This is a genomic window from Streptomyces sp. NPDC054840 (assembly GCF_053611065.1).
The window spans coordinates 1-10,919 of the sequence record NZ_JBSGZP010000205.1 but is presented as its reverse complement, the minus strand read 5'-3'; the positions used below and the strand labels follow the sequence as shown (position 1 = coordinate 10,919).

Here is a 10,919-nt window from a genome sequence, read left to right as displayed (position 1 = left end):
GCACCACCGAGCACCCCGCAGAGACACCGCCCCACCCCTACCAGCCCCGCCGGCGCTTGAGGCGCAGCCCCGGGCGCAGCCCGACCCGCACCACACACCACCGAGCACCCCGCAGGGACACCGCCCCGCCGGCGCTTGAGGCGAACCCCGGGGCGCAGCCCGACCCGCACCACACACCACCGAGCACCCCGCAGGGGACACCGCCCCGCCGCCGGCGCTTGAGGCGCACCCCCGGGCACAGCCCGACCCGTCCTGCACACCGCCGAGCAACCCGCAGGGACACCGCCGAGCAACCCCGCAGGGGAACTCCGCCATTTCCGCCTGAAGGCATGGCCGCCTACTCGGGCCCGGCCACTCGGCCCGACGGCCCAATTCGACACCTGAAAGCGGAAGGCGCCGCACCAAAAGGCCTTTCATGGTGTCCAGCCATCCTTTGACGTCCGTTCACGGCCCGTTCCCGCCCGTTCACCCCCCGCCGCGCCTCCGTGACCAGGGCATATGCAAGAGGAACAAAGGCCCTCTCGGCCTCGTGAAGGCATTCACAAGAATTCCGCCGGAAGTGCGCCCTACCGCGCTCCTCCCCCAGCACGCACAATCGCGGTGACGACTCGCATCGACCGTGAAGGAGGGAGCGCGTGCGCAATCAGGTGCGCACAGCGGACGGGCGCGCTCTGACCGTGGAGCGCTGGGGCGATCCCGACGGTAAACCCGTCTTTCTGCTGCACGGCATGCCCGGCAGCCGCCTCGGCCCGGCCCCCCGGGGCATGGTCCTCTACCAGCGCCGGATGCAGCTCATCGCCTACGACAGACCCGGCTACGGGGGCTCCGACCGCCACGTGGGCCGCACCGTCGCCGACGTGGCCCAGGACGTGGCCGCCATCGCCGACGCCCTCGGCCTGGACACTTTCGCGGTGGCCGGCCGCTCCGGCGGCGCCGCGGGCGCACTCGCCTGCGCCGCCCTCCTCCCGGACCGGGTCACCCGGACCGCGGCCATGGTCGGCCTCGCCCCGCGGGACGCGGAGGACCTGGACTGGTTCGCCGGGATGGCGGCGTCGAACGTGCGGGAGTACACCACCGCCACCGACGACCCCGAGGAGCTGGCAGCCCGGCTGATCCCGCGCGCCGCCGGCATCCGCAAGGACCCCGGCCGGCTGCTGGACGAACTGCGCCGGGAGCTGACCGACAACGACCGCATGATCGTCTCGGACGCCGGCCTGCGGTCGATGCTCCTGCGGAACTACCGCGAGGGGCTGCGCCATTCGGCGTACGGATGGATCGACGACGTCCTCGCCTTCAGCCGCCCCTGGGGCTTCGACCCGGCCGACATCCGCTGCCCGGTGCTGATCTGGCACGGCGAGCTCGACGTGTTCTCCCCTGTGGGCCACTCCCGCTGGCTGGCCCGCCGCATCCCCGGGGCCACGACCAACATCGTTCCCGCCGCCGCGCACTTCGCCGCGCTGCGCGCGCTGCCCGACGTACTGAACTGGCTGCTGCGCGACCTCCCGGCACCGGACCTCAACGAACAGCAGCCCGCATAGCGGTTGTTGTCTCCATACGCACTCGGACCATACCCAAATGGGCAGCGACCGCAATGATGTCGTGAATGAGCGACGCCCTTGTACAGTCCACGGCTCCGGACCCGCCACCCACTCGACGGATGGGCCCCACGAGCCGTGGAGGCCGTTCCATGAACCTGCACATCGACGCCATCGGCCTGCTCGCCCTCGCCGTCGGGCTCCTCGTCGGCCACGCCGTCCACAAGCACACCAGGGCCGCCGCCCCGCCCGCCTCCAGGGGGGACATCGTCGGCGCGATCGCCGCCGCCGTCGCGGTGACCACCGTGCTCTTCCTGCTGTTCGGCGGGGGCCGTTCCGCGTCGGCCGGGGAGGACTCCCGGCCGAAGGGACACGCCCTCGTATCGCACCAGGTCAGCGGCGTGCGGCCGGCGTAGGTCCGGACCGGACGAGGCCGCTGCCGGCACCCCCCGCGATGAAAAGGATCTTTCCTTGCGGCAAACGGCCGAATCCGCCCTCTTGCGAAATCCGCCGCGCATTGCATGGAAGTCTTGACCAGGCGTCATGTCTCGTGTTGCCAAGGGGCAACGTCCTAGTAAAGTCCCTGCTTGACAGCAGCGTGTAGCCGTTGTCATTCACATGTCCATTCCACATGGCTTCCCCAAGGACGGTGCCGTGAACACTTCAGCATCCCCCGCGACCAGCTCGGTCAAGGCCCACCGGGTCCCGCTCGGCAAGATCGACGTCCACACCGCGTCCGCGGCGACGACGCTCGGTCGCGTGCTGCCGGCCGAATCTGCTCGTCCGGTTCAGGCACCCATCTTCAACTCCGCCCTCTGACCCGAACTCGGCGCTCTAGACTGGTGGAATGACCGGCCTGATCGCATTTCGCGAGATCGTCCTGAAAGTTCACAGCAGGTGCGATCTTGCTTGTGATCATTGCTATGTCTACGAACACGCAGATCAGAGCTGGCGAGCACGACCGAAAGTGATCTCCCCCGAGGTTATTTCGCACACAGCGTCCAGGCTCGCCGAACATGCCCGTGACCATGCACTCCCCTCCGTCACGGTGATTCTCCATGGAGGGGAACCCCTGTTGGCGGGCACTGCCCGGCTCCGCCTCGTGTGCGAGGAGTTCAGTCGGGCGCTCGACGGTATCGCCGGCCTCGACCTGCGGATCCACACCAACGGCCTTCAGCTCAGTACCCGTTACCTCGACCTCTTCGACGAATACGGCGTCCGGGTCGGTATCTCCCTGGACGGGGACCGCGCCGCCAACGACCGCCACCGCCGTTTCGCCGACGGCCGTACGAGCCACCCGCTGGTCCTGGCCGCCGTCGCACTGCTCCGCTCCGAGCCGTATCGCCACCTCTACCAGGGCCTGCTCTGTACCGTGGACGTGGCCAACGATCCCGTCGCCGTACTGGACGCACTGGTCGAACTGGATCCCCCGCGTGTGGACTTCCTCCTCCCCCACGCCACCTGGGAGACGCCCCCGGTCCGCCCCGACGGCGCCCCCGACGCGTACGCGCGCTGGCTGCTGCGGATCTTCGACCACTGGGACCGGCTGGGACGCCCGGTGCCCGTGCGGCTCTTCGAGTCCCTGCTCTCCACCTTGCGCGGCGGCCCCAGCCTCACCGAGTCGCTCGGCCTCGCACCCACCGACCTCGTCGTCGTCGAGACCGACGGGGCCCTGGAACAGGTCGACTCTCTCAAGAGCGCCTTCGAGGGGGCCGCGGCCACCGGCTTCAATGTCTTCGACCACGCATTTGACCAGGTCGCGGCGCATCCCGGGGTCCGCGCCCGGCAGCTGGGCCTCGCGGGTGTCAGCGACTCGTGCCGCCGGTGCCCCGTCGTACGTTCGTGCGGGGGCGGGCTCTACACCCACCGCTACCGCGACCGGAACGGCTTCGACAACCCCTCCGTCTACTGCACCGACCTGCGCGAGCTCGTGGACGGGGTCGAGGGCCGCACCGCGGCGCGGGAGACCGCGCCGCAGCTGTCCGACCCCGCCGAACTCGCCCGCGCCCAGGAGGAGCTGACCCGGATCCTGCTGGCCCGGCTGCACGCGGACCTCGCCGCAGATCCCGGCTGGGCGCACGCCTGGGAGCTACTGGCCGCCGTGGAGCGGGCCGGGGAGGCGGGCACGGACGCGCTGGACGCCGTACTGGACCACCCCTTCACCCGGACCTGGGTGCTGGCGGCCCTGGACGCCGCCCGCGACGGCAGGCAGGACGCCCCGGAGGCGGCGCGCAGGCTGACGGCGCTGGCCGCCGCGGCCGTGCTCCGCGGTGGGCTGGACCTGCCGGCCGAGGTGGCCTACCGGGACGGCGAGGTGTACCTGCCGACGCTGGGGCTGCTGCGGCTCGGGGAGCCCGGCACGGAGGGCCGGGCCGCGCTGCACGTCACCGACGAGGGGTACGCCGTACGGGACGGCCGCGCCGAGCACCGCTTCGGGCCCACGGCGGGGGACGCCCGCTGGCAGCCCGTACGCACCTGGTCGCCCGGGCCGGACGCGGCGCCGGTGGCCCTGGAGGACCTCGACCCGTACCGCAACTGCTTCCCGCGCCCGCCCAGGCTGCGCCTCGGCGCCGGGGAGGCCGAGGAGTGGCGGGGCAGGCTGGGCCGGGCGTGGGCGCTGCTGCACAAGGCGGTGCCGGAGTTCGCCCGGGCGGCGGCCACCGGGCTGACCACGCTGACCCCGCTCGCGGGCGGCCCGCGGTCGGGCGGCTGGGGCGAGGCCGGGCGGCACGGGCCGGGGGCGCTCGGGGTGCCGTACGCGGCGGGGGTGCGGGAGACCGCGCTGGCGCTGCTGACCGGGCGGCGGCGGACCCGGCTGCGGGCGCTGACCGAGGTGGCCGACCTGTACGCGCTGGACGGGGAGTGGCAGCACCCATCGCCGTGGCGGGAGCGGCCGGTCCCGGTGTCCCGGCTGCTGGCCGACGTGCACGAGCGGGTGGCGGTGGAGGCATACCGGCGGGCCACGGCGATGCCCGAGCCGGGTGCCTCGGACCGCATCCACCGGGCCCTGGACCGGCTCTCGGAGGCGGCCGAGCTGACCGTCACAGGAAAGAGCCTGGTAGCGGAGCTCCGCTACGAACTGAAGACGGCCGACGCGTGACCGCGCCCGCCCCGACACCCCCCTCGGCTCCCTCCCCGACGCCCGCCCCGACGCCCGGCAGGCTCCGGCTGGCCGTGCAGTTACGGCTGCTGGGGGTCCGCCCCGGCATGCGGCTCATGGTGCATTCCTCCCTCGGCGGGACGGGCCTGCGCGCGGAGCTGCTGCGCGACGCCCTGACGGGCGTCCTCGGGCCGCACGGCACCCTGGTGGTCCCGGCGTTCACCCCGGCGAACTCCAAGACCTCCACCGCCCACCTGGAGCGGATCCGCGGTTTGGACGAGGCCGAGGTGCGGGCCTTCCGCGAGCGGATGTCCGCCTTCGATCCGGCGAGTACCCCGAGCCAGGGCATGGGGTCCCTCGCCGAGGCCGTCCGCACCGCGCCGGGCGCCGCGCGCAGCGCCCATCCGCAGACCTCTTTCGCGGCCCTCGGGGCGGACGCGGAGCGGCTGTGCGCAGGTCATCGCCTCGAAAGCCATCTGGGGGAGGAGTCACCCCTGGGAAAGCTGTGCTGGGAGGGCGGGCAGGTACTGATGATCAATGTGGGGTTTTCGGTCTGCACCGCTTTCCATCTCGCGGAGTACCGAATTCCGAAGCCCCCCTTGCGCATGTACGAGTGTGTGGTGAAGGTGAACCTTCCGGGGCCGCAAAGGCGCCGGCAGGAGGGGGACTGGACCGCATACGAGGACGTCGCGCTGGATGACAGCGATTTCGCGGAGATCGGTGACGCGTTCCCGGATTCACGGGTGCGCAGGGGGCGGGTGGGAGGCGCGTCGACCATGCTCTTCTCCCTCCCGGAGGCCGTCGATCACGCCCTTGACTGGATGACTGAAAACAGACGCTGATTGACTGAACGATGAGGGGATGTGGCGAAGCAGCTCCGGAATGATGTTTCTTCGCTTCGCATCTTCGGGACGGGGGTCGTGTGCCCGCATCAGGGGAGCCGTACTTTTTTCTCAGTTACGCACATACACCGAGGTTCGGGGCCGGGGGCCCCGACCCGGACATGTGGGTCGAGCGCCTTTTCCGTGATCTCTGCGGGCATGTCATGGCGCTGACGGACCTGCGTGCCGGATACGACGTCGGGTTCATGGACCGGGAGATACGCAGCGGCGAGGGCTGGTCCGAACGGCTCGCCCGCGCACTCGCCAACTGCCGTGTCTTCGTTCCCCTGTTCTCGCCGCGGTACTTCGCCAGCGAGATGTGCGGGAAGGAGTGGTTCGCCTTCGCGCAGCGCGCGGTCCAGCACGGCGCGGTCAGCAACAAACAGGCCGAGGCCATCGTGCCCGCGTTATGGGTGCCGGTGCCGCCGGAGCAACTCCCCGGCCCGGCGGAGCGGTTGCAGTTCAACCACAACACCTTCGGCGAGCGCTACGTCACGGACGGCCTGTACGGGCTGATCAAACTGCGTGGCTACGCCGAGCAGTACGAACAGGCCGTGTACGAACTCGCCCGGCGCATCGTCCAGGTCGCCGAGACGGCCCACCTGGACCCCATCCGCCCGCTGGACTACCGCAACGTACCGAGCGCCTTCGGCTCCAGCGGCAGCCCGGCCCGCACCCTGCACGTGACCGTGGCCGCCGCCTCCCGGCACGATCTGCCCGAGGGCCGCACCCCCGAGTACTACGGGGACACCGCCCTGGAGTGGAACCCGTACCACCCGGTCGCGCAGCGGCCCATCGCCTACGTCGCCGAGGACCTGGTCAAGAACCTCAACTACCAGACCACCATGTCGTCCTTCGACGACGAGGCCGGGCACCTGGACGGCAAGCAGCTGCCGACCCGGCCGGAGATCCTGATCGTCGACCGGTGGGCGGTCGAGGACGAGCAGCGGCGCCGGCGCCTGGCCGCCTTCGACCGGGAGCCCCGGCCGTGGGTCAACGTGGTCGTGCCGTGGAACCGGTACGACCATCAGAGCCGGTCGAAGGAGAGCGAGCTGGCCGACCGGCTGGAGAACACCATGCCCAGAACGATGGGCCAGGGCCGGGCCGCCTGCCGGGCCGCCGCGAACGGTGTGGCGAACGTGGAGACCCTCGGGCAGATCCTGCCGCAGGTGGTCGAGGCCGCCGCCCAGCAGTTCCTCAGACACGCGCAGCCGTATCCGCCGAAGGGCGACACCTCCATCGAACGGCCCCGGTTGCTGGGGCCGATGGGGATGAACGGGCCGCCCGGGCCGCCATCGCCCCGTGTCCCCTTCCCACCCGACTCCGACCGCCACCGGGCAGGGCCGGCGGGCGCCGGCCTGCACGACAACGACGACAACGACACCGACCGGGGGGACGCGGATGACAGCGAGCAGTGACAGCGACAGCGACAGCCGTGACGGACGCATCGTCACCTTCTACTCGTACAAGGGCGGCACGGGCCGCACCATGGCGCTGGCCAACACCGCCTGGATCCTGGCGGCCAACGGCAAGCGGGTCCTCGCCGTGGACTGGGACCTGGAGGCGCCGGGCCTGCACCGCTTCTTCCACCCCTTCCTGGACCCCTCCACGCTGGGGGCCACCACCGGGGTGATCGATCTGATCAGCGAGTACGCCTGGGCGGCGACCAGCCCGGTGCAGCGGCCCGACGACTGGCACAAGGACTACGCGCGGATACAGCCGCACGCCGTCTCGCTCACCCCGGAGACCCACGGCTGGGAGTTCCCGGACGGCGGCACCCTGGACTTCGTCTCGGCGGGCCGGCAGAACCGCGAGTACTCGGCGACGGTCTCCACCTTCGACTGGGACAACTTCTACGACCGGCTCGGCGGCGGGCTCTTCTTCGACGCCTTACGCGCCGACATGAAACGGAACTACGACTACGTCCTGATCGACAGCCGCACCGGCCTGTCCGACATCGCGGACATCTGCACGGTCCACCTCCCGGACGTCCTCGTCGACTGCTTCACCCTGTCCGACCAGTCCATCGACGGTGCGGCCTCGGTCGCCCGCCAGATCGACGAGCGGTTCAACGACCGCGGCATCAAGATCTATCCGGTCCCGATGCGCATCGACGAGGGCGAGAAGGAGAAGGCCGACGCCGGCCGGGCACTGGCCCGGATCAAGTTCGACCGCTTCCCGAACGGCCTGGTCGGGGACGAGCTCACCTCGTACTGGGGCGCGGTGGAGATCCCGTACCGCCCCTACTACGCCTACGAGGAGACCCTGGCCACCTTCGGCGACGAGGCCGGGCTCACGAACTCCCTGCTCTCCGCCTTCGAACGGCTCACCGCCGTGGTCACCGAGGGCCACATCACCTCCATGCCGGTCATCGGCGAGGAGGTCCGGTTGCGCATCCGGGATGCCTTCACCCGGCGCCGCCCGGCACTGCCCGCCGATCTGTTCCTGTCCTACGTCGCCGAGAACCGGATGTGGGCCGACTGGATCGAGTCGGTGCTCACCCGGGCCGGTTTCCGGGTGGTCCCGAAGGACGTCTCGGCCGAGCGGGCACCGGGAACGGTCGCCGGGGACACCCTCGGGGGCGCGGGCATCAGCATCGACACGGCCGCCCGGACCGTGGTGCTGCTCTCCACGGCCTACCTCAAGTCGGCCCGGGCCGTGGACGTGTGGGAGCGCGCGGCCGCCGAGGACCCGACCGGGGGCAGGCGCCAGCTGGTGCCGCTGAGGGTGGGCGACGTACGGTTGTCCACGCCGTACATCGACCGCAACCCGGTGGACCTCTTCCGGCTCGACGAGGTGCATGCCACCACCGCCCTGCTGCGTGCGGTGGAGCGGCCCATGGCCCTGCCCGACAGCGTCAACAGCGCGTCCCAGCCCGGCCCCCGCTTCCCGGGGACCGTCCCGAAGATCTGGAACGCGCCGCCCCGCAACCCCGGGTTCACCGGGCGCAGCATCGTGCTGGAGCGGATGCGGGACCAGCTCGGCGGGGGCATGGCCGTGGTGCTGCCGCAGCCGCAGACCCTGTTCGGCCTCGGTGGCGTGGGCAAGACCCAGGTGGCGCTGGAGTACGTGCACCGGTTCATGGCCGACTACGACCTGGTGTGGTGGATCTCCTCGGAGCAGACCGACGACGTGGTCGCGGCCCTCGCGGAGCTGGCGGTGCGGCTGGGCGTGCAGACGGGTGAGGACATGGCGGCCGCCTCCCAGGAGGCGATCGACCTGCTGCGGCGCGGGGTTCCCTCGTCCCGCTGGCTGCTGGTCTTCGACAACGCGGACGATCCCGAGACGCTCAAGCGGTTCTTCCCGCCGGGCGGCCCGGGCCATGTCCTGGTGACCTCCCGCAATCAGTCCTGGTCGCAGTACGGTGACGCGCTGCCGGTGGATGTGTTCCTACGGGAGGAGTCCATCGAGCACCTCCAGCGCCGGGCACCCGGGCTGAGCAAGGACGACGCCGAGCAGGTGGCGGTGGCGGTGGGTGACCTGCCGCTGGCCGTCGAGCAGGCGGGTGCCTGGATCGCGGAGACGGCGACGCCGGTGTCCGCGTACATCGAGCAGCTGGCGCAGCAGGCCGCGCGCGTGCTGGCCTTGAACCAGCCGCCCGGTTACCCGGAGCCGGTCGCCGCCACCTGGAACATTTCCATCGAGCGTCTGCAGTCCCGGTCCCCGGCGGCCGTCCGGCTGCTGCAGCTCTGTGCCTTCCTCGCGCCCGAGCCGATCTCCGCGAACCTGCTCTACAGCAAGGAGATGATCGACGCCCTCAAGCCCTACGACTCCTCGCTGCAGGAGAAACTGGTGCTGGGCCGGGTGATCCGGGAGATCGGCCGGTTCGCGCTGGCCAAGGTCGACCAGGTCAGCAACAGCATCCAGGTGCACCGGCTGGTGCAGGCGGTGATCCGGGCGCAGCTCAGCGAGGAGGAGCAGCGCGAGACCCGGCACGCGGTCCACCGGATCCTGGCCGGGGCCCGGCCGGACGACGACGAGCCGATCGACAACCCGGAGACGTGGCCGCGGTTCAACACCATCTGGTCACACCTGACTCCGTCGGAGGCCCGGTACTGCAAGGAGCCGGAGACGCGCAGGCTGCTGATCGACCGGGTGCGGTACCTGTGGAAGCGCGGCGACTTCAAGGCCGCGTACGCGCTCGGCGAGGAACTGCGCGAGGCGTGGAAGGAGATGCTGGGCAACAACGACCTGCAGTACCTGTACCTGCGCTTCCACCTGTCGAACATCCTGCGCTCGCAGGGCCGGTTCGTGGAGGCGAAGGAGCTGGACGAGGTCACGCTGGAGCGGCAGAAGGCGGTGCTCGGCCCCTCGCACCCGCACACGTACATGACCATGAGCGGTCTGGCCAACACGCTGGGCGCGCTGGGCCATTACGGCCAGGCGATGGAGCTGGCGACCGAGGCGCACGAGGGCTTCAGCCAGATCTTCCACGAGGCGCACCCGCGCACGCTGGCCGCCGCGAACAACCTGGCGCTGAACCTGCGGCTCGTGGGTCAGTACACCAGGGCCCGTGAGATCGACCAGGAGGTGCACGACCTGCGTACGGAGGTGCTCGGGCCGGAGCACCCGTACACCCTGTCCTCCGCGCAGAACCTGGCCCGCGACCTGCGTGAGGTGGGCCGGTACGAGGACTCGGTGCAGCTGCTCAGCCGGACGTACGAGACGTACAAGCGGACGCTGGGGCGGGCGTTCCCCGGCACCCTGTCGGCGGCCAAGAACCTGGCGGTGTCGCTGCGCCGGGCCGGCCAGCTGGAGGACGCCCTGCGGCTGACGACGGCTACCCGGGCCCGCTACCGGGCCAAGTACACCTCCGTCAACCCGGACCTGCTGTCCTGCGAGCTCAACCTGGCCTCGGACCTGTTCGCGACCGGGGACCCGGGCGGGGCGCGGGACCTGGCGCAGGAGGTGGTGGACGAGTACATGAAGGTGCCGGGTGAGCGGCACCCGTACACCCTGGCGGCCGTGAACAACCTGGCGGTCTTCCACTGGGGCACGGGGGCCGCCGAGACGGCGGAGGCGATGCTGCGCCAGTCGATACGGGGCATGCGGGACGTACTCGGCGACAACCACCCGCACACGGTGTTCGCCCACCTCAACCTGGCCAACACCCGGGCGGACCTGGGTGATCCGGAAGGTGCTCTGGAGCTGGAACGGCTCGCGGTGATGCGGCTGCGCGAGGCGCTCGGGGCGCATCATCCCGAGACCTTGGCGAGCGGTTCCAACATGGCGGTCAGCCTGGACTCGATGGGCCGCAAGGAGGAGGCGGCCCGGCTGCGGGCGGAGGCGGTGTCCGAGCTGACCCGGCTGCTCGGCGAGGACCACAGTCTGACCCGGTACGCGCGCGACGAGCGGCGGGTCCATCGCGACCTGGAGCCTCTCGCCGTCTGATCCGACGGAGGG

General features: G+C 71.1%; 7 protein-coding genes. All 7 read left to right on the top strand.

The features are described 5' to 3' along the window. Positions 1 to 635 precede the first annotated feature (635 nt). The 7 genes from ACWGIU_RS16825 to fxsT all read left to right on the top strand — a co-directional run bounded on the left by ACWGIU_RS16825 (position 636) and on the right by fxsT (position 10,907). Positions 636 to 1,538 (top strand): alpha/beta fold hydrolase, encoded by a 903-nt coding sequence (locus ACWGIU_RS16825; protein ID WP_189973715.1) that lies wholly within the window; start codon positions 636 to 638, stop codon positions 1,536 to 1,538. Between the two features lie 149 nt (positions 1,539 to 1,687). Beyond that, a complete protein-coding gene (locus ACWGIU_RS16820; protein WP_453706517.1) occupies positions 1,688 to 1,951 on the top strand; it encodes a hypothetical protein in 264 nt (87 codons plus the stop codon). 238 nt (positions 1,952 to 2,189) lie between these two features. Further along, positions 2,190 to 2,354 (top strand): FxSxx-COOH cyclophane-containing RiPP peptide, encoded by a 165-nt coding sequence (gene fxsA / locus ACWGIU_RS16815; protein ID WP_094744751.1) that lies wholly within the window; start codon positions 2,190 to 2,192, stop codon positions 2,352 to 2,354. A 28-nt stretch (positions 2,355 to 2,382) separates the two neighbouring features. Continuing rightward, the gene (fxsBH, locus tag ACWGIU_RS16810) at positions 2,383 to 4,635 is read left to right on the top strand and encodes a radical SAM/SPASM protein FxsBH, inactivated beta-hydroxylase extension form (protein ID WP_453706514.1); all 2,253 of its coding nucleotides are present in this window, start codon (positions 2,383 to 2,385) and stop codon (positions 4,633 to 4,635) included. Further along, positions 4,632 to 5,477 carry an aminoglycoside N(3)-acetyltransferase gene (locus ACWGIU_RS16805; protein ID WP_453706513.1) on the top strand — a complete coding sequence of 282 codons (846 nt, stop codon included), beginning with the start codon at positions 4,632 to 4,634 and terminating at the stop codon, positions 5,475 to 5,477. Before fxsBH ends, ACWGIU_RS16805 begins: the two co-directional genes overlap by 4 nt. Positions 5,478 to 5,557: 80 nt before the next feature. Further along, a complete protein-coding gene (locus ACWGIU_RS16800; RefSeq protein ID WP_453706511.1) occupies positions 5,558 to 6,934 on the top strand; it encodes a TIR-like protein FxsC in 1,377 nt (458 codons plus the stop codon). Further along, positions 6,918 to 10,907: an FxSxx-COOH system tetratricopeptide repeat protein gene (gene fxsT / locus ACWGIU_RS16795; protein ID WP_453706509.1), complete on the top strand. Its 3,990-nt coding sequence runs from the start codon at positions 6,918 to 6,920 to the stop codon at positions 10,905 to 10,907. Before ACWGIU_RS16800 ends, fxsT begins: the two co-directional genes overlap by 17 nt. Positions 10,908 to 10,919 lie beyond the last annotated feature (12 nt).